The sequence below is a fragment of the Spirosoma sp. KCTC 42546 genome, from assembly GCF_006965485.1.
GTDB lineage: Bacteria > Bacteroidota > Bacteroidia > Cytophagales > Spirosomataceae > Spirosoma.
Window position 1 is genome coordinate 2,549,222 of the sequence record NZ_CP041360.1, and the last position, 25,430, is coordinate 2,574,651.

Annotated in this window: 23 protein-coding genes; 18 read left to right on the plus strand and 5 right to left on the minus strand. The window is 47.2% G+C overall.

Annotated elements, in window-relative coordinates:
* Positions 1-41: 41 nt before the first annotated feature.
* Positions 42-1,454: an efflux RND transporter periplasmic adaptor subunit gene (locus tag EXU85_RS10295; protein ID WP_142772001.1), complete on the plus strand. Its 1,413-nt coding sequence runs from the start codon at positions 42-44 to the stop codon at positions 1,452-1,454.
* Between the two features lie 283 nt (positions 1,455-1,737).
* Here EXU85_RS10295 and EXU85_RS10300 read toward each other — a convergent pair whose 3' ends face one another.
* From EXU85_RS10300 to EXU85_RS10310, 3 genes are read right to left on the minus strand one after another with little or no spacing between them, the layout of a single operon-like run.
* The gene (locus tag EXU85_RS10300) at positions 1,738-2,910 is read right to left on the minus strand and encodes an ATP-binding protein (protein WP_142772002.1); all 1,173 of its coding nucleotides are present in this window, start codon (positions 2,908-2,910) and stop codon (positions 1,738-1,740) included.
* Between the two features lie 58 nt (positions 2,911-2,968).
* Positions 2,969-4,201, minus strand: coding sequence for a hypothetical protein (locus tag EXU85_RS10305; protein WP_142772003.1), 1,233 nt, complete (start codon positions 4,199-4,201; stop codon positions 2,969-2,971).
* Entirely contained in the window at positions 4,198-6,666 is a 2,469-nt protein-coding gene (locus EXU85_RS10310; RefSeq protein WP_142772004.1) for a DUF2339 domain-containing protein, read from the minus strand. Before EXU85_RS10310 ends, EXU85_RS10305 begins: the two co-directional genes overlap by 4 nt.
* Before the next feature lie 234 nt (positions 6,667-6,900).
* Between EXU85_RS10310 and EXU85_RS10315 the strand changes: the two genes are divergently transcribed.
* Complete coding sequence (locus EXU85_RS10315; RefSeq protein ID WP_142772005.1) at positions 6,901-7,905, plus strand: NAD(P)H-dependent glycerol-3-phosphate dehydrogenase; 1,005 nt, start codon at positions 6,901-6,903, stop codon at positions 7,903-7,905.
* 98 nt (positions 7,906-8,003) lie between these two features.
* Here the strand turns inward: EXU85_RS10315 and EXU85_RS35625 are convergent, their stop codons facing one another.
* Positions 8,004-8,159, minus strand: coding sequence for a hypothetical protein (locus EXU85_RS35625; RefSeq protein WP_198174729.1), 156 nt, complete (start codon positions 8,157-8,159; stop codon positions 8,004-8,006).
* Positions 8,160-8,336: 177 nt separating this feature from the next.
* Between EXU85_RS35625 and EXU85_RS10325 the strand changes: the two genes are divergently transcribed.
* The 5 genes from EXU85_RS10325 to EXU85_RS10345 all read left to right on the plus strand — a co-directional run bounded on the left by EXU85_RS10325 (position 8,337) and on the right by EXU85_RS10345 (position 11,264).
* Positions 8,337-8,924 carry an RNA polymerase sigma factor gene (locus EXU85_RS10325; protein WP_142772006.1) on the plus strand — a complete coding sequence of 196 codons (588 nt, stop codon included), beginning with the start codon at positions 8,337-8,339 and terminating at the stop codon, positions 8,922-8,924.
* Positions 8,925-9,025: 101 nt separating this feature from the next.
* Positions 9,026-10,039, plus strand: coding sequence for a S1C family serine protease (locus tag EXU85_RS10330; RefSeq protein ID WP_142772007.1), 1,014 nt, complete (start codon positions 9,026-9,028; stop codon positions 10,037-10,039).
* 111 nt (positions 10,040-10,150) lie between these two features.
* On the plus strand, positions 10,151-10,432 hold the full coding sequence (locus tag EXU85_RS10335; protein WP_142772008.1) for a hypothetical protein: 282 nt from the start codon (positions 10,151-10,153) through the stop codon (positions 10,430-10,432).
* Positions 10,433-10,565: 133 nt separating this feature from the next.
* The gene (locus EXU85_RS10340; protein WP_142772009.1) at positions 10,566-10,814 is read left to right on the plus strand and encodes a MoaD/ThiS family protein; all 249 of its coding nucleotides are present in this window, start codon (positions 10,566-10,568) and stop codon (positions 10,812-10,814) included.
* A gap of 39 nt (positions 10,815-10,853) precedes the next feature.
* Positions 10,854-11,264, plus strand: a complete 411-nt coding sequence (locus EXU85_RS10345; RefSeq protein ID WP_142772010.1) for a molybdenum cofactor biosynthesis protein MoaE — start codon at positions 10,854-10,856, stop codon at positions 11,262-11,264.
* A 91-nt stretch (positions 11,265-11,355) separates the two neighbouring features.
* Here the strand turns inward: EXU85_RS10345 and EXU85_RS10350 are convergent, their stop codons facing one another.
* The gene (locus tag EXU85_RS10350) at positions 11,356-12,474 is read right to left on the minus strand and encodes an endonuclease/exonuclease/phosphatase family protein (RefSeq protein ID WP_142772011.1); all 1,119 of its coding nucleotides are present in this window, start codon (positions 12,472-12,474) and stop codon (positions 11,356-11,358) included.
* A gap of 189 nt (positions 12,475-12,663) precedes the next feature.
* Here EXU85_RS10350 and rimP point away from each other — a divergent pair, with 189 nt between their 5' ends.
* The 11 genes from rimP (at position 12,664) to EXU85_RS10405 (ending at position 25,381) form a co-directional block, all read left to right on the plus strand.
* On the plus strand, positions 12,664-13,176 hold the full coding sequence (rimP, locus tag EXU85_RS10355) for a ribosome maturation factor RimP (protein WP_142772012.1): 513 nt from the start codon (positions 12,664-12,666) through the stop codon (positions 13,174-13,176).
* 89 nt (positions 13,177-13,265) lie between these two features.
* Entirely contained in the window at positions 13,266-14,510 is a 1,245-nt protein-coding gene (gene nusA, locus EXU85_RS10360; protein WP_142772013.1) for a transcription termination factor NusA, read from the plus strand.
* 157 nt (positions 14,511-14,667) lie between these two features.
* Positions 14,668-18,114 (plus strand): translation initiation factor IF-2, encoded by a 3,447-nt coding sequence (gene infB / locus EXU85_RS10365; protein ID WP_142772014.1) that lies wholly within the window; start codon positions 14,668-14,670, stop codon positions 18,112-18,114.
* A gap of 254 nt (positions 18,115-18,368) precedes the next feature.
* A complete protein-coding gene (locus EXU85_RS10370) occupies positions 18,369-18,722 on the plus strand; it encodes an S-adenosylmethionine decarboxylase family protein (RefSeq protein ID WP_142772015.1) in 354 nt (117 codons plus the stop codon).
* A gap of 5 nt (positions 18,723-18,727) precedes the next feature.
* The gene (locus EXU85_RS10375; RefSeq protein WP_246859496.1) at positions 18,728-20,029 is read left to right on the plus strand and encodes a DUF4178 domain-containing protein; all 1,302 of its coding nucleotides are present in this window, start codon (positions 18,728-18,730) and stop codon (positions 20,027-20,029) included.
* A gap of 2 nt (positions 20,030-20,031) precedes the next feature.
* Entirely contained in the window at positions 20,032-20,229 is a 198-nt protein-coding gene (locus tag EXU85_RS10380) for a hypothetical protein (RefSeq protein ID WP_142772017.1), read from the plus strand.
* A 13-nt stretch (positions 20,230-20,242) separates the two neighbouring features.
* A complete protein-coding gene (locus EXU85_RS10385) occupies positions 20,243-20,449 on the plus strand; it encodes a DUF350 domain-containing protein (protein WP_142772018.1) in 207 nt (68 codons plus the stop codon).
* Complete coding sequence (locus EXU85_RS10390; RefSeq protein WP_142772019.1) at positions 20,442-21,989, plus strand: polyamine aminopropyltransferase; 1,548 nt, start codon at positions 20,442-20,444, stop codon at positions 21,987-21,989. The genes EXU85_RS10385 and EXU85_RS10390 overlap by 8 nt, the downstream gene beginning before the upstream one ends.
* Positions 21,979-23,637, plus strand: a complete 1,659-nt coding sequence (locus tag EXU85_RS10395; protein WP_142772020.1) for an NAD(P)/FAD-dependent oxidoreductase — start codon at positions 21,979-21,981, stop codon at positions 23,635-23,637. Before EXU85_RS10390 ends, EXU85_RS10395 begins: the two co-directional genes overlap by 11 nt.
* Positions 23,637-24,680, plus strand: coding sequence for a hypothetical protein (locus EXU85_RS10400; protein ID WP_142772021.1), 1,044 nt, complete (start codon positions 23,637-23,639; stop codon positions 24,678-24,680). Before EXU85_RS10395 ends, EXU85_RS10400 begins: the two co-directional genes overlap by 1 nt.
* The gene (locus EXU85_RS10405; RefSeq protein WP_142772022.1) at positions 24,677-25,381 is read left to right on the plus strand and encodes a metallophosphoesterase; all 705 of its coding nucleotides are present in this window, start codon (positions 24,677-24,679) and stop codon (positions 25,379-25,381) included. The genes EXU85_RS10400 and EXU85_RS10405 overlap by 4 nt, the downstream gene beginning before the upstream one ends.
* Positions 25,382-25,430 lie beyond the last annotated feature (49 nt).

Consider the following 25,430-nt stretch of genomic DNA (forward strand, 5'->3'; position numbering starts at 1 on the left):
TCATTCATTCGCTCATTCATTCAATCGCTCATTCACTCATTATGAAGAAGAAGTCAAATCGCATTTGGTGGATATTAGGAGGGCTCGTTGTTTTGATTGTAGGTGGCTTGGTAGCTGCCAAACAAACGGGTATGATTGGAAAGCCAAAGGCAACAGAAGTTGACTTTGCGTCGGTTAAACGGCTTGATATTACAGAGCGGGTCAGTGCCTCAGGCCGTGTTCAGCCTCAGGTTGAAGTAAAAATAAGTCCGGATGTATCGGGCGAAATTATTGGTTTGTACGTTAATGAAGGTGACCCTGTTAAGGCAGGTCAACTGCTGTGCCGTATTCGGCCTGATAACTACGAGTCGTTGCTGGCGCGGGCGCGGGCAACGGTTAACCAAAGCCGTGCACAGTTAGAGCAGGCAAAAGCTTCTGTAGCGCAGTCGGGTGCACGCCTAATTCGGGCCAAAGCTGACTATGAGCGGAACCGTAAACTCTTTGCCGATAAAGTAATTTCATCATCTGATCTGGAAACCAGTGAGGCTAACTTTAACGTAGCCAAGCAGGAAGTAGAAGCGGCTAATGCCAATGTTCGGGCATCGCAGTTTAACATTCAAAGCGCCGAAGCCAGCCTTCGTGATGCAAACGAAAACCTGCGTAAAACAACGATTTATTGCCCAGTAAACGGAACCGTTTCGAAACTGAATATTGAACTGGGTGAACGCGTGGTGGGTACCTCGCAAATGGCCGGTACCGAAATCATGCGGATTGCCAATCTGCAAAATATGGAGGTTCGCGTCAATGTAAACGAAAACGACATTGTACGTGTGAACCTCGGTGATACGGCCGATATTGAAGTGGATTCGTATACAACCGCTGGCCGAAAATTTAAGGGTGTTGTCTATGAGATTGGTAATACAGCCAATGGATTGACGAGTTCATCTGGAGCAGCCGCTTCGCTCTCCGCTGATGCCGTAACCGAGTTTGAGGTGAAGGTGAAAATCCTGAATAATTCCTACTCTGATCTGCTAGCCGAAAAAGATAAAAAAGGCTACCCGTTTAAGCCAGGTATGACCGCTTCTGTTGAGATCTTAACGGACCGGAAAACCGGTGTGTTATCGGTGCCGATTGCTGCCGTAACCACGCGTGGAGCGGACTCTACGGCCATTGACACCGCGAAGATGAAAGACAATAGCAATGGTACTGTAGAAGAAAAACCAGCCGCACAGGCAGATAAGAAAGAGAAGCCTAAAGAAATTGTTTTTGTGAATGTAGGCGGTAAAGCCGTACAACGCGAAGTGAAAACTGGTATCAGTGATTTTGAAAATATAGAAATACTCTCAGGCCTAAAAGTGGGCGAACAGATTATCTCGGGGCCATTCATTGCCGTTTCGAAGAAACTTAAAAACGGTGAGCTTGTAACCAAACGAGACCCGAACAAGAATAAGAAGAAAGAAGAAGAGAAGGAGTAAATAAATAAACCGATAAGGTCTTGAAGACCTTATCGGTTTATTTAGGATAGCAACAGAAAATGAGGGTGTCCTGAACCATCACTATCCGAATCCAATAATGCATCAGCCAGCTTAACAGGAGTCGCCTAACGTTCGACACATTTCCCAACTGGTGTTGACAACCTATAACAACCGTACGAAAAGCCGGACTAATTATATCCTTACCGAAGGATATGGCAGCGCTAGCGCATAAGTGGCTGAGGGCGAATGTTGTGAGTAGTTTCAAGGAAGCATCAGTCAATTATCAGGCCGTATAAATGGCTGGCAACCGTGCCATTAAAAACTCAGTCAGGTTGCAGACCCAAAGCCCATCGGCCTTTGGATAACTCTCACCTTCGGGAATAACGATGAATGCATAATCCGGATTGATGTCGGCAATACTTTGATAAAAGCCTTTCGATACCGTAGGCGCATTTGATAATTTGATTTCGATGGCTGCTTTTTTGCCATTGGGAGCCACTAGCAACAAGTCGATTTCGGCACCGGCAGCGGTTCGGTAATAGTAGAACGACCAGGCATCTCCCACAACCCGGTGTGTTTGCTCAATGACATAACCTTCCCAGGATGAACCAACAATCGGATGACCTAACAGCGCATCATAGCTAATAACCTGAGCGAGTTGGTGTAGAAGACCAGAATCACGGAGATATAACTTTGGGGCTTTAACTAAACGCTTGCTCACATTAGCAAAATAGGGAGATAACCGATGTATAACAAAGCTTCCTTCCAGCAGGTCAAGATAGCGATTGATGGTTGGTTGAGATACGCCGAGAGAACGGGCCAGATCACTCACATTGAGAATACTACTGTTGATATGGGCAATCATTGACAGTAGTTTGTTGAGTGTGTGGCCAGAAATTTCATAGCCTAATGCCCTAATATCACGTTCGATATAAGTTTGAACAAAGCTTGATAGCCACCGAAACGTGAGCGTTAGACGAGGGGCAAGAAAGGCTTCTGGAAAACCTCCTTTAAGCCAATGCATAGCCATTGAGTCGATTGTCATAACTTCAGGCCAGGAGAAAGGCATTAATTCTATGTAACTAATACGCCCTGCCAGACTTTCTGAACTCTCGCGGATTAGATCTGGAGATGATGAGCCAAGCAGGATGAAGCGAGCTGGCTCTCGTTGCTGGTCCACTAAGGCACGAAGCAGTGGAAAGAGATGCGGCATTCGTTGAATCTCGTCTAAAATCACGCATTTGCTGACGTTTCGTTGCAGATACGTTTGAGCATCTATCAGTTTTTGGGCGTCTGTTGCGAGTTCAAGATCAAGGTAAAGCGTCTCCTTACTCAGTTGTTTGCTTAATTGTTTTGCCAGTGTTGTTTTCCCAACCTGTCGTGGCCCAATGATACTTACAATAGGAAAGAAATCTAAATCTTCCTTAATCCTGGCCGTTATTGCTCGATCTACCATCCTTGCAAATTACTAAGTCAGCTTATAATTTGCAAGGATAAATGAACGCCTTAGAGGTTTATACAGTTTCCTTCTCCATAGCCCGCAACATCCGATATGACAATAGCCCTAATACTACTAACACCAGCCCTAACGCTGGCCAGATAATACGGCTGTCGGTGAAAAACAAAGTGGTCTGTTCGCTACGGATACTATTGGGTCTTACAGGGCCAATGCCAATGATGGGTTGATTCCCAGTCGATATGGGTTTGAAGGGCGTCAGATCATAAGAAGGCGCAACTACATCGTCTGTCGAAAAATGAAGCTGGTAGGGCTGACCAGCTAGTAGGTCAGCTAGTAGATAAGTGGTTAATTGATACCCATGAACATCCTGAATCACAAGCGGTGGACTATCGTCGTTGGCGATAACTACGTATACGTCTTTCGTTTTTAAACCCGGCAAATACACCTCATGGCTATCCGCTGAACTTAGCTCAATGGTCCGAATAACCTCGAACCAGCGGTCAATACGTCCACGTTTCAATTTTCGGGAGTGAAACTGACCTATTTCGGCTCGCCGACTGAAGGGAGCAGATGCCTGAATTGTAATAATGAGTTTATCAAACCGGGCATTACCTGAGCCGACGAGATGTATATAGGTATGTTTGTCACTACTATCACGTTGTGAAAAGGATAGGTTTGGAATCGTAGAGTAAGCACCGGCTGCGGCCTGTTGTGTAGAATGGCCAACGCGCAAAATATTCAACGGAGTACTTAGGGAGTCATTGATCACTAACCGATAATATTCATAATCACTAAGTGGAAAGTTGATTTGTTTTGTTTCCGTTGTGTTGATGGGATTCTGGGTCGGGCCAAGCCAAATTGCATCGTCGATGGCGTACCAGTTATGCGCATCCGAACTCCCACTGAGCTGAGCTGTTTTACCCACGTTTGTATTTTTCAGCACAAGGGACAGGGACGTAATACGGCTTTTTGCCTGGTTGCGTAGGACTAGTGTGGTGGCTACATTTGGGCGCGATTGCTTACTAACGATGTCATAATCCGCAAAAGAAGACACCTGTTCAGGCTGTTGCCGAATTAGCACATAAGGCACCTCTTTTTGTTGTCCGTCATAAAGCCGAATGTCGGTCAGACTTCCGTTCAACTGACCTACTACATTGGGCGGAAGCATAATCCGGTGAAAACCTGATTGCTGAACCGTATTAACAGGGGCCTGAAAACGAAACGATTGCGCCTTGCTTATGAACGTAATCAGGAAGCCTGCCAGAAGCAGGACTAGTAACTTATTCATAGTTCCTCTGGAGCAGATTGTGGTGTGTCAGTGTCGAGAATAAGCCGCTTAATGCGCTGGTACATGAATGAAATGATAAGTAACAGCGCCCCCAGCGAAATAAAGGCTGCAATTCGTCCGCCTTCCGAAATTCCCTGAAGGTCATAAAAGAACAGTTTCAAGAGTGTGAGTGCAAATAAACTGAGCGATATGATCCGAAACTGGCGGTTCCGCCGATTCAGCCCCACGTACATAAACGCGAAGGCACAAACGCCCCATAAGATTGGTAAACCTACTTTGTTGATTTGTTCGAGTAAGGCGTAATAGCGGGTAGCAACGTCAAGTTTTTGGTTAGTTGAGGTCGGAAGATCAGCGCCGGAAAACGTAAAATACACCACATGCGAATACAATTCTGAGCTAGCGGTATAGACCAGTATGAACCCAAGAAACCATGGCCAGATCTTGCCAAATACTGCCGGAAGCGGGTCCAACTGTGGTCGGATGGTATGCAGTAAAACCAACAGGCCTAGCACGCAAGCTAAACTGAGATAATGAATCGGGAACCCAATAAGACTAGTGTCCTGTCCTTGAAAATAAGCTCCTAACAAATCATGCACCGCCGGGTCGAAAAACGTTACGTATAAAAGAAGGAGAATAACACCAAGCACTGAAGTCTGTAGTAACCTGCTGCGGAGGGCAGACCGCCGAGCGATCAGCAGCAGCCCGGCGGCAAAAAGCAAGTTGTACGTACCTAGAAAAATGGTGCGATTAGCGCCAAATCCAAACGCGTGACTAGCCTGATAATCGAGTTCGCAGACACCCGCGAAATAGGTAACGATAACCATCAGGTAGCCGATAATGCGTTGATAGGTCGATACATTCAACTGACCAAGCCAGAACTGAAACGGAGACGCTTGATTTCGTAGTAACCGCTGAGTTAAGGCTAAGCTAGCAATGGCAATTAAGCTGGTAACGAACGCTTTGTTAAACACGATGTGCAGGAAGGGAGGTGTGTAGGCATCCCGGTAAAGTGCCGACCAGTCCATGGTCAGGCTAATCAGCATTAACCCCATCACAATCACGGCTCCTGTTGCCAGCAACGTTAAGCCCGAACGTTGCGACAGCCAAAGAAGTAACACGGCTTCCAGAGCCCAGAACATCGTAATAAAATTACCATCCAGTTGAATAGGAACCGTCAGGCTGGCAAAGGTGACGACCAAGCCAATCAGCAGGTAAATGAGCGTTCGGTCTACCGTCCCTTGGCGGTATAATAACGTAGCAATGCCAAAATTTACGACAGCTAATCCTGCTGTAAACAGTCCCTGATAAGCCCCGTGATTTACATTAGCCAGAATTATCATCCCTGCTGCATAATAAAATGCTGTAGTACTCAGGAGCAAGCTGATTTCAATGGCCAAGAATTTTGCCTGATGTTTCAGATTGTAGATTAGGTTCATAGCCATAAAGACGACATAAAACAGCGAAGCAAAGAGTAAGGCACCGCTATAAGGCCCTTGCTTAACCCCCAGAACTTCGGTACTGAGCCATAGACTGTATAGCAGGACCGTGAATCCATAGGCCACAAAATGAACGATGTTCCATTTCTTGAAATAAGCTAATACCAGCATTCCACAGTCTAGAACAAGCAGATAGCTAAACAGTACAACATAATTACTATGCCCCGTACTCACCATGAATGGAGTAGCAAATCCGCCAATGAGCGACATCACCGCCAGGGCAGATCGGTTGTAGGCAATGGCCAGCAGGACGGCGAAGCCCGTAATAACCACCATTAGCAGAAAAGCCGCTGTTTGGCTGAAAATCTTATAGTCGGAGAAGGCAATGGCAATGGTGAAATAAAGGACAGATAGTCCCCCCGCTACCAATACTGAACTAAAGGCTGTAAACGTGTTCCGAAGGCGGTGAGCGACGCCCAACAATAAGCCACCCGCTAGAATGCCAATTAGTACACGGCCAATTTCGTTTATCCAGTTTTGATCAATGGCAAACTTCACAAAGTAGCCAATGCCCGCAACCAGAATGGCAATCCCGATTTTGTTGATGAGATTTTCACCGATAAATTTTTCGAGATCCGGGTTTTCTGCCAGAAATCGCTGTAAGAAGGAAGGCTTTGGTTCTGACCGAATAAGCGGCTGTGGAGAAAGCGGTTGAACTGGAGCAGCCGCTGGTTCGATTACTGGTTCCGGCACAACCGATTCCACCAAAATAGGCTCCGGCTCTAGGATGGGTGGTGCTGGTGGAACAACCGTGATAACCGGAGTCGGCTCACTGATGGGTTCAATGGGTTGTTGGGCAGGTGGTGGTTCTGTTACCGGACTCCGAAACTCTTTCTGAAACGCGAGCAATTCCGCCCGTAGTTGATTAATAATTGTATTCTGAAGATTAACAGCTTCTTTAACCGCGCTAAATCGGTTATTCCCGACAATGACAAGAATCAGCAGGACAACAAGTAGAAACAGCTCCATAGTAGTGTAAGTGGCAGGTTTAGAGCACTATCCGTGATAGTACTTGGGCAAATATGCAAAAAATAGACGCCTGCTTGATGAAGTAGTTGTCTGTAGGTCACCCAACTTAGCTTTCGGTAAGTAAAGACCATTGACTAGGATTCGATGAGCTATCTATTTTAGGCACAGCCCTAACCGAATCGACTGTATTGGTGGTTTGTATCGAGTCTCCTCCTTTCTTCCTTACTTTGCTTCATGAAAGTAACTCAACCCGTTCGGCTGACAATGGTAGGGGGGGGGAGCTGGGCAACCGCGCTCGTTAAAATCCTCTCCGAAAATAACGTCAGTGTTAAATGGTGGCTTCGCAAATCGTCCGATGCGGACCATATTAAGAAATTCGGACATAATCCTAGTTACCTGAGTGACGTGCAGATTAACACGCGTAAAGTGAAGGTATGCACGAAGATTCGGGAGGCTTTTCGGGATAGTGATTATATAATACTGGCCGTTCCTGCGGCATTTATTGGCGATGCGTTAACGGGTTTAAAACCGGAGAATTTCGCTGGAAAGTCAGTAGTGTCGGCCATTAAAGGAATGATTCCAGGCGCCAATCAGTTGGTTACTGATTGGGTCAGTGAGCAATATAAGGTGCCTACGGAACGGATGGCAGTTATTGCTGGTCCATGCCATGCCGAGGAAGTAGCGCTTGAAAAACAGTCGTATCTGACGATTGCTTCGCAGGACCCGGATTGTGCTGAGCGAGTAGCCGATTTATTACGCTGCCGCTTTGTCCAGACAACACCCGTTGATGATATTTATGGGATAGAGTACAGCGCCGTAATGAAAAACATCATTGCGCTGGCCTGCGGTATTACCCGTGGCCTGGGTTATGGCGATAATTTCCAGGCAGTGCTGGTGTCCAATGCCATGCAGGAAATCAAGCGGTTTGTGGATGCCATTTACCCCAAACACCGTGATCTGAGCGGATCAGCCTATCTTGGCGACTTACTCGTAACCGCCTATTCACCCTTTAGCCGAAATCGCACATTCGGCACCCTCATCGGTCGGGGTTACACCATACAATCAGCTCAGGCCGAGATGAATATGATAGCCGAAGGATACTATGCTGTTAAAAGTATTTATGAAATCAACCGAAAATTCAAGGTCGCCATGCCTATTACGAATGCCGTTTACAACATTCTGTACGAACGGGCTGCACCAACCGGCGAAATGAATGAGTTGAAAGGGTTGTTGATGTAATTGGTGACAAAACAAAAGCCCCCTGATTGTGTCAGGAGGCTCTTATATCGGTATAGCGTTGTCGGCAATTGTTACCGGCAGTTGTGCCTTAGCAAAAATTACTTCGCGCTATCAGCAGACATCGTCGAAGCAGAATCCGTAGCCATCGTCGAATCCGTAGCCATCGTCGAAGAAGAATCCGTCGTGGTGGTGGTCGTTTCGGTGGTTTCGGTCTTTTTCGAGCTGCAAGACGTAGCCAGGGCGATCATAGCCATGAAAAAGAAGGCGGATTTCGTGATTGCTTTCATAGTTTTGGGGATGTTTTCGTTTAAGTGATTACTAACTAATGTCAACGTTAATACTCCATAGGGAAAAAGGTAACCCAAGTTTTTTTAATTATTTTTTTTGGGTTACGTCTCAGGCATTTTTGTATTAAGTAATGACTCGACTCAATGAAGGAAAGTAGGCAGCCCATATTGTCGGATGAGGAGTTGCTGATGGGTTTGGCCGATGGCTCCGACAATGCACTGACGCAGTTATATCGTCGGTACTTTCCGATGGTGCTTCACTTTGTGACCACGAACAGTGGCAGCGAAGACGATGCCAAGGATATTTACCAGGAAGCGTTGATTGTGTTGTATGAGAAAGTAAGAAGTGATTCGCTTGAGTTGCACTGCCAGTTGAAAACGTATCTTTATTCAATTGGCAGACGTCTATGGCTTAAGCAATTAGCTCAACGAAATCGGTTTGTGGTACGTGATGCGGAAACGCCTGTTTCGGATGAAGTAGCGCTGGACCACTTGAATGACGATCTGATCGATCATGAAGAACGTGACCGCCAGTTTGACCTGATGGCAGATTCGCTCGACCGGCTTGGCGAACCCTGCCGGACGCTGTTAGATGATTTTTACATCCAGCATTTAAGTATGCAGGACATTACCGAAAAGTTTGGCTATACCAATGCCGATAATGCCAAAACGCAGAAGTATAAATGCCTGATGCGGCTAAAACGGCTCTTCTTTTCGGAATATAAACAGTGAGATGTTACTGAGTTTGTAGTGACTGGATTATGTGATCGAAAAATATCCATTCTCGTTAGTACTAGCTATTTAGCTCAATAACCTTATAACTCTTTACCGTAATGGACGACGAAAAAGACATTGAAAGCGCCCTGCATGCCTACGGCGACCGAATTCGGTTCAAGCAGCGGCTGGCAAAAATTCAGACTGGTGTCGATATGAACGCGATGCGTCTGGAGGCTGATTCATATCAGTCTGCAACGGAGCAGTCGGGGCAAATTCGTTCGTTATGGCAAACGTACCGTACTACGCTGGCCGTAGCTGCATCGGCGGCCATTATTACTACGTTCGGTTCTATTTTTCTATATCGGTCTTATCAGCAAAGCCATCAGCAAGAGCAGCAATATAGCCAGTTAAGTAAAGAAATTCAGGCGGTTAAGTCATATCAGCGTAAAATGCAGAATGATCTTAATGGCCGCGGCCGTGGCCTAAGTGTTAACCCGGCACAGGTTTCTGGTTCTGGCTTTTTACTAACGGGTGATGGCTATTTTGTAACGAACAATCACATTGTTCGCGATGCCGATTCCGTATACGTGCAAAGCACAAAAGGGGAAGTCTATAAAGCGCGGGTCGTTTATACAGACCAGACGCATGATCTGGCTTTCCTGCAACTCTGCGATGACAGCGCCTTCCGTACACTGCCTCCCGTTCCGTATAGCTTTGAGTCCCGGCCATCTGATCTTGGCGAGCGTGTTTACACACTCGGGTACCCTCGCGAAGAGATTGTGTATGGAGAGGGGTATCTAAGTTCCGGCACAGGTTACCGGGGTGATTCAACTGCCTATCAGGTAGCTATCGGTGTGAATCCTGGTAACTCAGGCGGTCCACTCCTGGACGAAAAAGGAAATGTGATCGGGATTATTAGCGGTAAGCAAACTACGTCAGAAGGGGTAAGTTTTGCTGTGAAAACCAACTATTTACTCGAAGCTCTCAATAACATTCCTGTTGATTCGCTGAAAGGCCAACCGCTGCGCCTGAATAAGAAGAACACACTGGCGAATTTACCACGCAAAAAGCAAATTAAGCGGATGCAGGACTACGTTTATCAGGTAAAAGTATTCAAGCATAAAGAGTAAAAAAGACCATAACCTAATAGGAATGCAGCTAGGTTAAAAGTTTTTTCCACTGGCTAAACATTTGAGTAGGCAGGGGTGTTGTTGAGGACGATAATCACCAACTCAACAACCATGAAAAAGATCATTATGCTGGCCGTCGCGATGGCCTTCTCAACAGCACTCGTATCGGCACAGGATACAAAAGAAAAAGCAAAGGAAACGGCACAACAGGCGAAAGAAACGACAAAAGCTGCTGGTAAGAAAATAGGCCGTGAAGCTGATAAGGCAGGCGATAAAGTATCCAAGGCAGCTAAAAATACGAAGGAAGATGTGAAAGATGGAACGGATAAAGCCCTCAATAAGGCCGACCGAAAAATGAAGAAGGCCGAACGTAAGATGAATAATTCAAAGTAAATTTTGAGGGTTTAAGTAAAAAGGGTGTCACTTCGTAAAACCAGTGACACCCTTTTTATTGGCAGTTCGCGAACTTCGATCAACCTTTGTTACGTTCTTTGTATAGGTTCCGTTTCCGGATTATAATTAACACATGGATTTACCTGTTTCAGTACTTTTGTTTGGGATCACTCGCGATTTGACAGGCCAATCAACTGTTTCAATTACGTTAGATGATGATTCGCGGGTTAGTGATATGCTCAGTAAGCTGCATCAGCAATTTCCTGCCCTCGCCGGTATCCGGTCGTTACTGGTGGCCGTCAATGGGGAATATGCTGAGGCCGATCAACTCCTTAACCGGAATGATGAAATTGCCCTTATTCCGCCTGTCAGCGGAGGGTAGGTAGTCTGTAATATTAATTATTCATTATCCATTATTTTGATGATCACGCTTACTGTTGACCCAATTGACGTTGCCACCGCTTTGGCCTATCTGCAATCTGATCAGGCAGGAGCTATTGATTTATTTTTAGGGGTTGTACGTGATAATACGCAGGAACGTCCGGTTGACCGGCTCGAATACGAAGCCTACGACCGTATGGCGATCACTGAAATGCAAAAAATTGCGGACGAAGCCCAACAGCAATGGCCCATTCTTCGCTATGCAATTATTCACCGCAAAGGCACTTTAACAATCGGGGAAATGGCTGTTTTTATCGGCGTAGCAACCGCTCATCGTGCCGATGCCTTCGATGCCTGCCGCTACATTATTGACACCATCAAACAGACCGTTCCTATCTGGAAGAAAGAAGTTTTTACCGACGGTGAGGAATGGGTGAATGCACACCCGTGATTTTGTGAAGTAGGTGTAGTAAGTAAATTAAGTGGAGTGGATACATCCTTGAATAGACCTACTACACCTAATCGACTAGTATACCAATCTACTACTTTACCAAATACGTTCCCACAATGGGGTAGTGGTCGGAGTAACGGATATAGTTAATTGTCTCGAAGTTTAACACGGGCAACTTGGGATCATGAAACTGATGGTCTATACGAATGAATCCAGGTAGACGGTTGTAACTAAAGCCAAAGCCGCGCCCTGCCTCTTCATATGTATTGGGTAACAGTCGATGCAGTCGTTCATACACCACACTATAGGGCGTGTCGTTATGGTCGCCGGTGACAATTACTGGGTAAGGACTCGTACGAATATATTCTTCAACGATACGGACTTCCGCATTGCGGTCGATAAATCCGGTTCGTAACGCACTCAATACCCCCCGGGTCTCATGCTGGACACCCTTCATTTGCTTCTGTTTCAATACTTTACCAACTCGAATACCCATCGAATGTAAATGTACATTGATGATCCGGATGGTATCGTTCCCTATTTTTATATTGGCCCAGACAAGGCCATTATGGGTTCCAAACGATTCACGTCCCGAATCGACAATGGGGTAAATAGAAAAGATAGCTATTCCAATGTCACCGTTGGCTGTCTGAGCCATTTCGGGATGCAGAAATGCAGAATACGGATAGCCCCCTCGCTGAAACCGCCCGACGAGATCATAATCCGGGACTTTTGTTGAGTTATAAAATTCCTGAAAACATTTGATCGGCGCATCATAGTGGAATACGTAACTAAGTATTCGCCGAACACGGGGTGAGCTCTTATTTCGCTCCCAGGCTTCTTCTTCGCCAAATGCCTGCACATTGTAGCTAAATACCTTAACAGAAGTGCCTTGTGTAGGTTTTTCTGCTGGCTGATGCCAGACGAACGTGCGATAGCCGAATAAAAGAATGCCAATTAATAAAGTCACGCCCGACAGCCAGCTACGCCAGGGACGGGTGGTTAACCACAAAAAAACGATGATCAAATTCAATACCCACACAACTGGTATTGTAATCATGATCATACCGGCTACCCAATGTTCAATTTGCAGGCTGTGAAGCAGCCAATAAGCCAGACACGTATAGGCTGCCAGCACTAAATTGATTGACCACAACAAGGACCGGAAAAAAAAGGCAATGAGCTGCCCAACGCGCATTCTTATCGTCATACTGTCGTCTTGGAGCAAGACAGATACCTTGAAGATGCCAAAAATAACGTATAATGACTGGAATGCCCACTGTTAGCTCAAATCCAGGGCTTGCTATGCACACAGAAATGCATTATCTTTGTGGCACAAAAACCATATGGCATTGATCAAAAAAGGGAGTCGCACTCCCTTTTTTGTTAGCCTTACCTTATGGACGACAAAGCAAAAATAACCGAACTCCTCCAGCCCTACCTAAACAACGATCAACTTTATGTTGTTGATGTTCAGGTAGTTGGTCGTCAGGGTGGCCGCATTAAAGTGACCATTCTGCTCGATAGTGATGCTGGAATTACCATCGAAGAGTGTGCCAATGTTAGCCGTAGGCTGGGTGCACAAATGGATGAACTTAATTTTTTTGGTGAAGCGCCGTTTACCCTCGAAGTTTCATCACCAGGTGTTGATTTCCCGCTGATGTTTCCCCGTCAGTTCGTCCGTAATGTAGGGCGTCAGTTAATTGTAACCCTAGTTGATGGAACTACCCGAAAAGGTAAACTGGAGTCTGTTGCCGATGATCATATCGTGCTGGACATTGAAGCCGAAAAGAAGTCGAAGAGTAAAAAGAAAAAGGAAGCTGATTTAACTACTGAAGCATCACCTGTCGGCCCAACACCGATTGCCTTCGGAGAAGTAAAAAAGGCGCATGTAGAAGTATCATTTAAATAGTTTTCGGTTTATGGTTTACTGTTCCTGGCAATACGTATGCGTTAGCCAACAGTAAACCATAAACCGAAAACCGAAAACTTTCAACAAGAATGACCAGTGGACTATTAATCGAATCGTTTGCTGATTTCGCCCGGTCGAAAAATATTGACCGGCCCACCATGATCGCCATTCTGGAAGAAGTCTTCCGGACAATGATTCGTAAAAAGTATGGTACCGACGAGAATTTCGACGTCATTATCAATGCCGAAAGTGGCGATCTGGAAATGTGGCGTACACGCGAAATCGTAGACGATAACTCCGAAGATATTTGGGATTACGATAAAATCCCCCTTGCCGAAGCCCGCAAAATTCAGGACGACTTTGAAGTAGGCGAACAGGTTGCCGAAGAAGTAAAACTGGAGGATTTTGGACGGCGTGTTGTGCAGACAGCCCGTCAGACATTGATCCAGAAGATAAAGGATATGGAGAAAGAACTCCTTTATCAGAAGTATAAAGATCAGGTCGGCGATTTGGTTGGTGCCGAAGTATATCAACTGCTGAAGCACGAAATCATTCTGGTCGATTCAGAAAATAACGAACTGAGTCTGCCCCGTACGGAGCAAATTCCGAAAGATCGTTACCGGAAGGGTGAAGCCGTAAAGGCGGTTATTAGCCGGGTAGAAATGATAAACGGAACGCCTAAAATCGTTTTGTCGCGGACATCGCCGGTGTTTTTGGAGCGCTTGTTTGAAATTGAAGTGCCGGAAATTTATGATGGCCTTATTTCAATCCGCAAAATTGTTCGGGAGCCGGGCGAACGGGCTAAGGTGGCCGTTGAATCCTATGATGATCGTATTGATCCAGTGGGCGCTTGTGTTGGTATGAAAGGTTCCCGGATTCATGGTATTGTACGTGAACTGGGCAACGAAAATATCGACGTCATTAACTATACCGAAAACCTCGAACTGCTAATTAGCCGGGCGCTTAGTCCTGCTAAAATCAGTACGATGCAGATCGACCGGGAGACCAAACGTGTATCAGTTTTCCTGAAACCTGACCAGGTTTCACTGGCAATTGGTAAAGGAGGTCAGAATATCAAACTGGCCGGTCGATTGGTTGACATGGAGATTGACGTATTCCGCGATAACGAAGGCCAGGAGGACGATGAAGACGTTGACCTAATGGAATTTTCCGACGAAATTGACGAATGGATGATCAACGAACTCCGTAAAGTAGGTCTCGACACCGCAAAAAGTGTACTGGCCCTGAGCAAAGAGGAACTCGTTCGCCGAACCGACCTGGAAGAAGATACTGTTGAAGAAATTGTGAATATTCTGAAACAGGAGTTTGAATAAAGAAAAATGTACAATGAATAATGTAGAATGACGGCGGAGAAACACTGCCCATTTTACATTATTCATTGTACATTATGAAAATGCGGGATTTTTATTGTTGTAAGTGGTGTTCATAAGATACCAACAACCATTAAATTTGCGGAATATAGACCGAAGTATGGCAGAAGAAAAGTCAATGCGCCTAAGCCAAGTGGCAAAAATTCTCAACAAAGGACTCTCCTCTGTTGCGGGTAGTCTGTCTGCCAAAGGGTTTAAGGTCGAAGTTAATCCTAACACCAAAATCAACATGGAACAGTTGGAGGTGTTAGCGAAGGAGTATAAATCAACGGAACTCCTGAACGGAGCTCGTCGAGCCGAACCGCCGGTTGCGGTCGCCGAGCCACCGCGTCGTCAGGAGGAGGATGTCGTTTTGTACCGTCGTGATGACGCGAGACGTCCAATTGTCGAAAACAAACCAGAATCAGCTCCGGCTGAATTACCCAAGGAGGCTCCAATTGAGTCGAAACCAATTCTACAAACTGCTCAGACAGGTTTGCCAGGATTGAAAGTAGTGGGTAAAATTGATTTGAATGCAAAGCCAGTTATACCTGCTCCCCCTGTGCCGCAAGCGAAAGTGACGCCACCACAGGAGGTAAAACCGGTAGATGCTCCCAAACCTTCAGAAAGTTTGGCTCAGCCGGTTAGTGCACCTGCGCCCACACCAGTGGTAGCAGAAGTGCCCAAGCCAGTAACGGTTCAACCACCAGTTGCTAAGCCAGAAGTAGAGGCTGTAAAGCCTGTAGTACCAGCTCAACCTGCTGAGGTGAAACCTGTTCCGGTAGCTCCCGTTCAAGTTACACCTGTTCAGACAAGTACACCAACTGTAAGTGCTCCTCCTAAGGAAGTGCCCCCGGTAGTAACCAATACAAATCCACCAGCGCCAGTACAGGCACCTGTGGCAAAAGTTGAGGCTTCCCAACCTGTGGTTACCCCTGAGGTTCAGAAACCTGTGGCTCGTGCTGAAGCACCGAAGCCAACAGTTCCTGTTAAGCCTAAATCAGAAACCCCACAAGCTAAACCGCCTGTAACTTCTGAGGAAGAGGCACCAACCGAAACTATTCGTGCGGCTGGTAGTCATCAATTAGGCGGGCTGAAAATTCTTGGTAAAATTGAATTGCCTGTTAATAACCCTCGTCAGGGGGGCGGTAACAGCAATGCTGATAAGAAAAAACGCAAACGGATTCGTGGTGGACGTGAAGGTGCTGTTGGTAGCACTGCACAACCGAATCAGGGTGGCGGTGGCCAACAACAAGGTCAGGGTGGTAATAACCGCAATGATCGGGCTCCACGTGAAGGTGATCGTGGTCCCGCAAACCGCACTCCGGGTGATCGTCCGCAAGGTGATCGTAACCAGGCAGGTGGCAACACGGCTCCGCGCGATGGAAATAATCGTCCGCAAGGCCAAGGTCAGGGTGCGCCACGTGAGGGCGACCGGAATCAGGCACCAGCTAATCGCGCTGGTGGTGGTACAGGTCAGAATCAGGGCACCAATACCGCCAATCGTGGAGGACAAGCTGGTGCCGCTTCTGGCAATAACGCCAACAACAATCGTACGGGCGGTGGTAATCGCGCCGGTGGTGGCGGAACTGGACAAGGCCAAAATCGCGGTGGCGGAGGTAACAATGCCAACCGGGGTGGTGGCGGTCGTCGCGAAGCGCCAACCCAAGCCGATGTTCGGAAGGCAATCCAGCAAACCAACGCCCGGATGCAGGGCAATACGCCCAACCGGGGTGCTGATCGCCGACGAGATCGCCGGAGCCAGCGCGAAGAAGATCGCCGTTTGTTGAATGAACAGGAGGAACTGGAAGCAAAAATCCTGAAAGTAACTGAGTTTGTTTCGGCAAACGATCTGGCCTCCTTGATGGATGTGTCCATTAACGAAGTTATTTCGGTTTGTTTAAACCTTGGAATGTTCGTCTCGATCAACCAACGTTTAGATGCTGAAGCGATTACCGTTATTGCCGATGAATTTGGGTATGATGTACAATTTATATCGGCAGAAGATGAAACCGAAGCCGGTATTGATGTTGAAGCCGATGAACCAGACGATTTACAGCCTCGTGCGCCAATCGTTACGATCATGGGTCACGTTGACCATGGTAAAACATCCTTACTTGACTATATCCGCCGGGCGAAAGTAGCAGCTGGTGAAGCAGGGGGTATTACGCAGCACATTGGTGCCTACAGCGTTAAAACCACTGATGACCGTATGATTACGTTCCTGGATACACCGGGTCACGAAGCCTTTACGGCCATGCGTGCTCGGGGTGCTAAAGTAACGGACGTAGTTATTATCGTAATTGCGGCTGATGACAGCATTATGCCACAAACACGCGAAGCCATCAACCACGCACAAGTGGCCGGTGTACCCATCGTGTTTGCTTTCTCGAAAGTAGATAAACCAGGTGCTGATGCCGAGAAAATTCGGGCTGAGTTAGCGTCTATGAATATGCTTGTTGAAGAATGGGGCGGTAAATATCAGGCACAGGAAATTTCGTCGAAGTCCGGTATGGGTGTCGATGATCTGCTCGAAAAAGTTCTGCTTGAAGCTGAACTGCTCGAACTGAAAGCCAATCCAAACCGGCGTGCATTAGGTACAGTTATTGAAGCCTCACTCGACAAGGGGCGGGGTTACGTGTCGACTGTACTAGTCGAAAATGGCACACTCCACCAAGGCGATATTATGCTCGTAGGCGCCCACTATGGTCGCATTCGGGCTATGACCAACGACCGGGGTGAGCGTATCAAAGAAGCTGGTCCGGCAACACCAGTTCAGATTCTGGGTCTGCCAGGCGCACCGCAGGCAGGTGATAAGTTCAATGTAATGGAAACGGACCGTGAGGCCCGCGAAATTGCGAACAAACGCGAACAGCTTCTGCGTGAGCAAACGCTACGCACCCGTAAGCACATTACACTGGAAGAAATCGGTCGCCGGAAAGCGATTGGTACCTTCAAAGAATTGAACGTGATTGTGAAAGGTGACGTGGACGGTTCAGTAGAAGCGCTCTCTGATTCGCTGTTGCAACTCTCTACGGAAGAGGTTCAGGTGAACATCATCCACAAAGCAGTTGGACAGATTTCCGAGTCGGACGTTCTGTTGGCTTCGGCTTCAGATGCGGTAATTGTCGGCTTCCAGGTACGGCCTTCATCAAGTGCCCGCCGGTTAGCAGAGCAGGAGCAGATCGAAATTCGTCTCTACTCAATTATCTACGACGCTATCAACGAGGTACGAGATGCCATGGAAGGCTTATTGGCACCGACGGTTGAAGAAGTTATTGTAGGTAATATTGAAGTCCGTGACGTATTCAAGATTAGCAAAATCGGTACCGTGGCAGGTTGCTACGTAACGGAAGGTAATATCAAGCGGAACAACAAGATTCGTATCATTCGCGACTTTATCGTAATTCATACAGGCGAAATCAGTGCGCTGAAACGCTTTAAGGAAGATGTGAGCGAAGTGAAGTTTGGTTACGAATGTGGTCTGAGCATCAAGAACTTCAACGATATCGAAGTCGGCGATGTGATCGAAAGCTTCGAATTGAAAGAAGTGAAACGGACGCTATAGTCTTAACCGGGATTTATTTGATTTAACTGACTGACTTTGATTTTGTGATAAGGCTTTCGCTGAAAGAAAAATCATAATAATCAGTTAAATCACAAAAATCCAGGTTCTGAATTCTGCCCCAACTGGAAACCAGTTGGGGCTTTTTTATGCCTGTTATCCAGTACAGGAACCGGTGTTCTATTTTTTGAGCGAGGAAATTAACTACGAATAACTTTGTGGCTTATATTTCACAATCGTTCCTGTAGCCTAAACGCATGACTGCCTACCGACCGGGCTTGCATCTGTTGTCAACATTTGCCTCGACACCTGATTGCCTCACAAACGTGGGGGGCTGTCAGGCTACATTCAACCGGCTAATTGACGCGCTAACCTTAACGAAGGTGGGTGAAGTTTATCACGTTTTTCCAAACGGAGGGTTCACCGCTGTAGTCTGCCTAACCGAATCGCACGTATCGATTCATACCTGGCCAGAATTAGGAATCGCTACCTTCGACGTTTTTCTATCAAACTACCTAAAGGACAATACGGCCAAAACCCAGCAGTTTTATAGGGATGTGCTGACCTATTTTGAGGCAACCGAACTCTCTAAACAGGAACTCAACCGATGACAAACATGGCTCTCTCTGGCCATACGTTCCCGTCGGCCACGCTTACTTGCCCCAACTGTCAAACCACGATTACCTATTATGATGTATCGGGTAGTTCATACTATGGCTGTCCAAACTGCCATGCGTTTTTTAAGTACGAAAACGAAGGTCCGCCCGAAATTCTGACTACGTTTCAACCCTCTACGGCAACACCCGTTTTGCCAATTGGCTCAGAAGGCTACCTGAATGGTCAGTTCGTTCGGGTGGTGGGTCTACTGCATAAAAAAGAGGCTGGTTCATTTTACAGGTGGCTAGAATACATGCTGTTGCGACAGGATGGACGCTACAGCCAACTGGCTGAATACAACGGGCACTGGATGGTTATTGAGCCAACGGATCACACGTATTCGCACTACCATGTTGGCGGCAAAACGTATACGATCAACACCGATGAAGGTCAATACTGGCTCTATAACCAATATAAACCTGAACTACTTAACGCCGTAGGGGAGTTCGACTGGAATTGTCTGGAGGACGAAAAGCTGACGATCTCTGAATACATTCGGCCCCCTTCCATGCTCATTAGTGAACAGGGAGCAACTGATTCCAAGTGGTACAAAGCCCGCTATATTTCCCGTTCAGAATTGGCAACAGCTTTTGGCATTGCAAAGGACGTGTTGCCAGCTCCATCCGGTGTTGGGGCTATTGAACCTGCCGACCCTGATGATCGTTCGGGTACGTTACTGGCATTTACAGGTATGCTCCTGGTTGCCGTTTTTGTACTTCAGGTTATTCTCAGTATTGTAAAACCGTCAACACAACTGCTTAAAGAGTCCTATCAAACTGAATCAGATTCGTCGGGTACGATCAAACCAATTATTACGTCTTCATTTGATGTAGATGGCCCTACCGTACTGGCGTTTAATCTGTCGGCCTCGCTTGATAATCAGTGGATTGAATTACCGGTTACGTTAATCAACGAGCAATCGGGCAGAGTTTATGAATTTAGTAAGACGCTGGAATATTATTATGGCGTAGAAGGTGGCGAAAGCTGGTCGGAGGGTAGTCGTGATGATGATGCTGTTTTATCACGGATTCCGTCAGGGCGTTATCATGTAAATATATATCCTGCCAGAGATCTGGGTAAACCAGTATCGTTCAGTATTGGTATCACGCAAAACACCATGCTGGGCTCCAATATTGCTTTGCTCCTTTTATTATTTTCTATTTACCCAATTAGTCTCTTTGTGAATAAGCAATGGCATGAGAGCCAGCGCTGGAGCAATAGTGATTATTCTAAGGTTTATACAGAGGAGGATAAATCATAACTATGAGTAAAGAACTGGCCAAAATAAAATACTATGTAGTAGTTGCGCTCCTTGCGCTTGGCGGATTTGTGTGGGCTGGTCTTACCGGAACACGTTTACTGGGCGACGACAATGAGAGTATTGAAAACAAACAGGGCTACTATGGTGGTTCAGGCCATTCTGGCGGCAGTCGCGGCTATTCCCGATTTTATCATAAATAACCTTACCTCCAACATGGAATACAAGTACATTACGGCCTCCATTGTTTACTCACTGCTGGGTATTGCGATACTGATCATCAGTTTTGTCATTATTGAGAAAATTGCGCCCGAAAATCTCTGGAAGAAAATTGTTGACGAGCAAAATGTTGCCCTGGCCATTCTGGCGGCTGCGTTCATGATTGCCGTTTCCATTATTATCAGTTCTGCCATTCATGGTTAGTGACGAAGAGCGGGTGGCGGTCAGGCCGGGATTAACTTCCCTGCATTGGCTGTTGCTGGTGTCGGTATTTGTTATTTCGACCTGCGGGCTGATTTACGAACTCGTAGCCGGTACGCTCGCAAGCTATCTGCTGGGCGATTCGGTCATGCAGTTTTCAACCATCATCGGGGTCTATCTATTCTCGATGGGCATCGGCTCATGGCTCTCTAAATACCTCGATGGTAACCTGCTTAAGTGGTTTATTCGAATTGAACTTCTGGTGGGTATTGTTGGCGGATGCAGTGCGCCGTTGCTGTTTGTCCTGTTTGATTATGTGGCCTCATTTCGGTTGGTGTTGTACACGTTGGTCGGGTTAACGGGTATTTTGGTCGGGCTGGAAATTCCACTGCTCATGCGCATTCTGGAGAACCAACTGTCGTTCAAAGACCTGGTTTCCCGTGTGTTTACATTCGATTACATTGGGGCACTGCTGGCATCGTTAATCTTTCCCCTGATTCTGATTCCGCAACTCGGCCTGATTCGCACCTCCCTGTTTTTTGGCTTACTGAATATCGGTGTGGCGGGGTTCCTGCTGTATCGATTTGCTGAAACCCGCGCATTCCGGCCTGGATTCACGATCGTACTAGTGGCCTCCGTTATTCTATTAACCGCTGGTTTTATTTATGCCGAACGCATCATGTCGTATGCCGAAGGCGTATCGTTTCAGGATACGGTTATTTACAGCAAAAGTACGCCCTATCAACGGATTGTGCTGACCCGGAACAACCGCGAACTCCGGCTTTATCTGAACGGCAATCTGCAATTCAGTTCGGCCGATGAGTATCGTTACCACGAGGCTCTTGTACATCCGGCCATGCAGGCGCGCCCCAACGCACAACGCGTACTGGTGCTGGGTGGGGGCGATGGAATGGCCGTGCGGGAACTGCTCAAATATCCGGCTATTCAGCACATTCGTCTGGTCGATCTGGACCCAGGAATGACGAGTTTGTTTCAGCAGAATGAAACACTACTGAAGCTTAATCAGCGGTCGTTGTTATCCCCTAAGGTGCAGGTTATCAATAACGACGCGTTTACCTGGATACGCCAGGACACCATCCACTATGACGTTATTATTGTGGACTTCCCCGACCCGTCGAATTATTCAATTGGCAAGCTTTACAGTACCACTTTTTATGCCGAGCTGGAAAAGCGGCTGGCACCCGATGGGCTAGTGGTAGTACAGTCGACGTCGCCTTATGTAGCTCGGAAATCGTTCTGGTGTATCCGGAACACGCTGGCAGCGGTTGGTTTTCAGACCATTCCTTACCATGCTTATGTGCCGTCGTTTGGTGAGTGGGGGTATGTGTTGGCGCTCCGCAATCGGCACTGGCGCGTAGATGGCCCACTGCCGAAGGGGCTTCGCTATACTAATACGGCTACCCTCCGGGATATGCTTTATTTTCCACCCGATATGTCGGAAGTGCCAGCAGCGGTCAATAAATTGAATAATCAGGTTCTGGTACAGTCGTTTGAAGAAGAGTGGGCACCTTATGGACAATAACGCTGACCAATACGAAGGGCCAACGGCCAGCCGACGCGAATTTTTGGTACAGGCAGGCCTTGGCGTGGGGGCCTTGATGATCGGCGCTACTGGATTACCTGCCTGCTCCCCATCACGTTCGAGTAGCCATATTAAAGGTGGGATGGTGGGTGCCAATCATCAGACTGGCCACAAACTCAGAGCAATTCCAGCATTACACAAGTTGCCGATTGCCGGGCAGCTAACGACCGATGTCCTCATTATTGGTGGCGGTGTTTCGGGCTTATCGGCACGGCGGTGGTTGCATCAGCAGGGCGTTCGGGAGGTGATGTTGGTGGAAATGGATACGCAAACGGGCGGCAACGCGGCCTATGGACAAAACGCCGTTTCTGCCTATCCATTTGGCGCGCATTACCTGCCAGTTCCGGATCTTCGGCATAAAGAACTGCTTGATTTCTTACAGGAGAGCGAGGTCTGTACAGGTTTCGATGCGGAGAAACGGCCGATATATAACGATTACTTCCTTTGTCACGATCCTGAAGAACGCCTGTTTATTAATGGTTTCTGGCAGGAGGGGCTTGTGCCGGAAACAGGTGTGCCGGAGATCGAAAAAGAGCAGATTCGGCGTTTTTTTGAAGTGATTGAACACTTCAGGCAGGCGAAAGGTACCGATGGGCTCGATGCGTTTACGATTCCACTCGACCGATCCTCTACCGATGCGCAGTTTCGCGCTTTAGACGCTATTTCATTTGCCGGTTATCTTGATAAAGAAGGATTTACGTCGCCGTACCTACGCTGGTATCTGACCTATTGCTGTCGTGATGATTACGGTGCCACATTAGAAACGACCTCGGCCTGGGCGGGGATCCACTATTTTGCTTCTCGGAAAGGACAAGCCGCTAACGCAACTGCGGCCTCAGTGCTGACTTGGCCACAAGGGAACGGATTTCTGGTCGATCAACTTCGGGCGCAGGCGGATTCGCCGATCCGACATAACCTATTGGGCTACGATCTGCAACTCAGTAGTTCTGGCGTGACGGTTCGAGCCTGCGATGTTGAGACTAATCATACCATCCTAATTCACGCGCGTAAGGTGATTATGGCAACCCCACAATTCATTACAAAACACCTGACTGGCTCTATTGATCCAGAGCGAACCAATCTGGCGGGTTTTCGATATGCCCCCTGGATGGTGGCTAATCTGACTATTTCAGGACTACCGCAGGGGAGAGGTATGCCGCTTTGCTGGGATAACGTGCTCTATAATACTCCATCGGTTGGCTACATTACCGCTAACCATCAGGACCTGCACGATACTCCTCAAAAAGTAATTACGTATTATAAACCACTCACTGATCAGGAACCGGACGCTGCCCGACGAACGGCATATACGACGACTTATGAACAATGGCTGGACCAGATTCTGAATGAATTAGAGATGGCACATGCGGGCATAACCCCTTATGTTTCGCAAGTGGATGTCTGGTTGTGGGGGCATGGTATGATTGCGCCATCACCCGGTTTTATTTGGGGAGCAGAACGCCAGCGGGCTCGTCAACCCATTGACAATCGGGTATTTTTCGCTCACTCCGACTTAAGTGGGATCTCCATTTTTGAGGAAGCATTTTATCAGGGTATCCGGGCCGCTCAGGAAGTTACGAAGGCGTGATGAAACAGCCCTGGATAAAAAATGCCCGCTTCGACGGCCTGTATGTACTGGCTCCGCCATTTCTGGCCTTGCTGGTCGTATGGCTGTTGCCGGAGCGGTTCAAAACCACCAGCGAGATGCCACTTGTTGGCTGGGTGATACTGGTGTTGCTGGTTGATGTGGCGCATGTGTACAGCACTTTGTTTCGTACCTATTTTAACGGCGCGCGTTTCCGGCAGCAGCGGCTATTATTTCTGATGATCCCATTGGGTTGCTATCTGGGAGGGGTCTTGCTGCACAGTGTCAATAGCTTATGGTTCTGGCGGGCACTGGCGTATTTGGCCGTCTTTCATTTTGTGCGCCAACAGTATGGCTTTATGCGCATCTACAGCCGTTTCGACAATGTACCTGGTTGGTCAAGGGGACTGGATACACTGGTCATTTATGCGGCTACAGTATATCCTGTCATTTGGTGGCACCTGACTCCCGGGCGGCATTTTAACTGGTTCATTGACGGTGATTTTGTTCAGCCGCAGCTAAAATGGCTGAAAATTACGGCAACAATTCTGTACTGGCTCTTGCTTGCCTTATACGTTGGAAAAGAAAGTTGGCTATATGCCCGCTCCCGTGAGCTTAACTGGCCTCGTAATTTGTTGGTTGCGGGTACGGTTAGTTCGTGGTATTTCGGGATCATTCAATTTAATGGGGATCTGGCGTTTACGATGCTCAACGTAGTGTCGCACGGTATTCCGTATATGGCGTTGATCTGGGTCAGCGACCGACCGAAACTGACTTTGAAACAGGAAAATTCTACTGGATTATCAATAAACAGGTTTAGTTGGCTTGTTTTTTTTAGTTTACTCGGTATTCTGGCTTATCTTGAAGAGGGTTTGTGGGATGGGCTCGTCTGGCGCGAACACGCTACGGTTTTTGGCTGGTTTCAGGCACTTCCACTTGTAACGGAACAACATCTGCTGGCTTTGTTAGTCCCTTTACTCGCACTCCCACAAATGACCCATTATGTGCTGGATGGTTTTATCTGGCGGAGAAAAGATCGTTCATGAAATTCCTTACCATCAGTGACCTTCACGGAAGAACCGTCTGGAAGGAAGCTAATTTTGACAAGTACGACCAGATTATTTTCCTTGGCGATTATACAGATAGTTATATTGTTGATGATGAAACGATTTATACGAATCTGCTTGAAATCAGTCAGTTAAAGCAGGCTAATCCAGATAAGTTTGTGTTGCTGATTGGCAATCACGATGCCCAATACCTGCATTTTCCGCACTATCGCTGTTCTGGATTTCGGGCTTGGGCGCAACCTACGTTGAGCGACTTTTTTGCCAAACACCAAAATCTGTTTCAAATAGCGCATCAGGAGGGGCCTTATCTGTTTACGCATGCGGGCATTACCAATAAATGGCTTAAACGATTACTGACGGAAACCAACAATGAATCCTTAGCCATAACTCCCGATTATCATTTGGCCGAATTAGTAAATGAGATCCACCAGCGAGAGCCGTGGTTCCGTAATCTACTATTTGAGGTTAGTCCCAAACGGGGTGGCTCTAGTCCGTTTAGCGGACCAATTTGGGCCGACCGTTCCGAAACGAAAACCGATTACGTAGCGGGATTCCATCAGGTTGTTGGGCATACACCCATCCATGAATTTACAACAGTGGGCGATGAGTCTGGGTCAATTACGTATACAGATGTACTGCAAACCAAAACAGCATTTTACGAAATCACAATCCCTGACTAACTTAGGCACTAAAGAAACGAAAGGCCTGTATCAGGTCGTTACTTATAAA

Coding starts and splice junctions, on each gene's coding strand:
- EXU85_RS10345 (WP_142772010.1), top strand. CDS start 10,854: ATGATCACGCTTACTGTTGACCCAATTGACGTTGCCACCGCTTTGGCC.
- EXU85_RS10340 (WP_142772009.1), top strand. CDS start 10,566: ATGGATTTACCTGTTTCAGTACTTTTGTTTGGGATCACTCGCGATTTG.
- infB (WP_142772014.1), top strand. CDS start 14,668: ATGGCAGAAGAAAAGTCAATGCGCCTAAGCCAAGTGGCAAAAATTCTC.
- EXU85_RS10350 (WP_142772011.1), bottom strand. CDS start 12,474: ATGACGATAAGAATGCGCGTTGGGCAGCTCATTGCCTTTTTTTTCCGG.
- EXU85_RS10400 (WP_142772021.1), top strand. CDS start 23,637: ATGAAACAGCCCTGGATAAAAAATGCCCGCTTCGACGGCCTGTATGTA.
- EXU85_RS10370 (WP_142772015.1), top strand. CDS start 18,369: ATGACTGCCTACCGACCGGGCTTGCATCTGTTGTCAACATTTGCCTCG.
- EXU85_RS10300 (WP_142772002.1), bottom strand. CDS start 2,910: ATGGTAGATCGAGCAATAACGGCCAGGATTAAGGAAGATTTAGATTTC.
- EXU85_RS10295 (WP_142772001.1), top strand. CDS start 42: ATGAAGAAGAAGTCAAATCGCATTTGGTGGATATTAGGAGGGCTCGTT.
- EXU85_RS10375 (WP_246859496.1), top strand. CDS start 18,728: ATGGCTCTCTCTGGCCATACGTTCCCGTCGGCCACGCTTACTTGCCCC.
- EXU85_RS10305 (WP_142772003.1), bottom strand. CDS start 4,201: ATGAATAAGTTACTAGTCCTGCTTCTGGCAGGCTTCCTGATTACGTTC.
- EXU85_RS10315 (WP_142772005.1), top strand. CDS start 6,901: ATGAAAGTAACTCAACCCGTTCGGCTGACAATGGTAGGGGGGGGGAGC.
- EXU85_RS10335 (WP_142772008.1), top strand. CDS start 10,151: ATGAAAAAGATCATTATGCTGGCCGTCGCGATGGCCTTCTCAACAGCA.
- EXU85_RS10325 (WP_142772006.1), top strand. CDS start 8,337: ATGAAGGAAAGTAGGCAGCCCATATTGTCGGATGAGGAGTTGCTGATG.
- EXU85_RS10385 (WP_142772018.1), top strand. CDS start 20,243: ATGGAATACAAGTACATTACGGCCTCCATTGTTTACTCACTGCTGGGT.
- EXU85_RS10330 (WP_142772007.1), top strand. CDS start 9,026: ATGGACGACGAAAAAGACATTGAAAGCGCCCTGCATGCCTACGGCGAC.
- rimP (WP_142772012.1), top strand. CDS start 12,664: ATGGACGACAAAGCAAAAATAACCGAACTCCTCCAGCCCTACCTAAAC.
- EXU85_RS10310 (WP_142772004.1), bottom strand. CDS start 6,666: ATGGAGCTGTTTCTACTTGTTGTCCTGCTGATTCTTGTCATTGTCGGG.
- EXU85_RS10380 (WP_142772017.1), top strand. CDS start 20,032: ATGAGTAAAGAACTGGCCAAAATAAAATACTATGTAGTAGTTGCGCTC.
- EXU85_RS35625 (WP_198174729.1), bottom strand. CDS start 8,159: ATGGCTATGATCGCCCTGGCTACGTCTTGCAGCTCGAAAAAGACCGAA.
- nusA (WP_142772013.1), top strand. CDS start 13,266: ATGACCAGTGGACTATTAATCGAATCGTTTGCTGATTTCGCCCGGTCG.
- EXU85_RS10395 (WP_142772020.1), top strand. CDS start 21,979: ATGGACAATAACGCTGACCAATACGAAGGGCCAACGGCCAGCCGACGC.
- EXU85_RS10405 (WP_142772022.1), top strand. CDS start 24,677: ATGAAATTCCTTACCATCAGTGACCTTCACGGAAGAACCGTCTGGAAG.
- EXU85_RS10390 (WP_142772019.1), top strand. CDS start 20,442: ATGGTTAGTGACGAAGAGCGGGTGGCGGTCAGGCCGGGATTAACTTCC.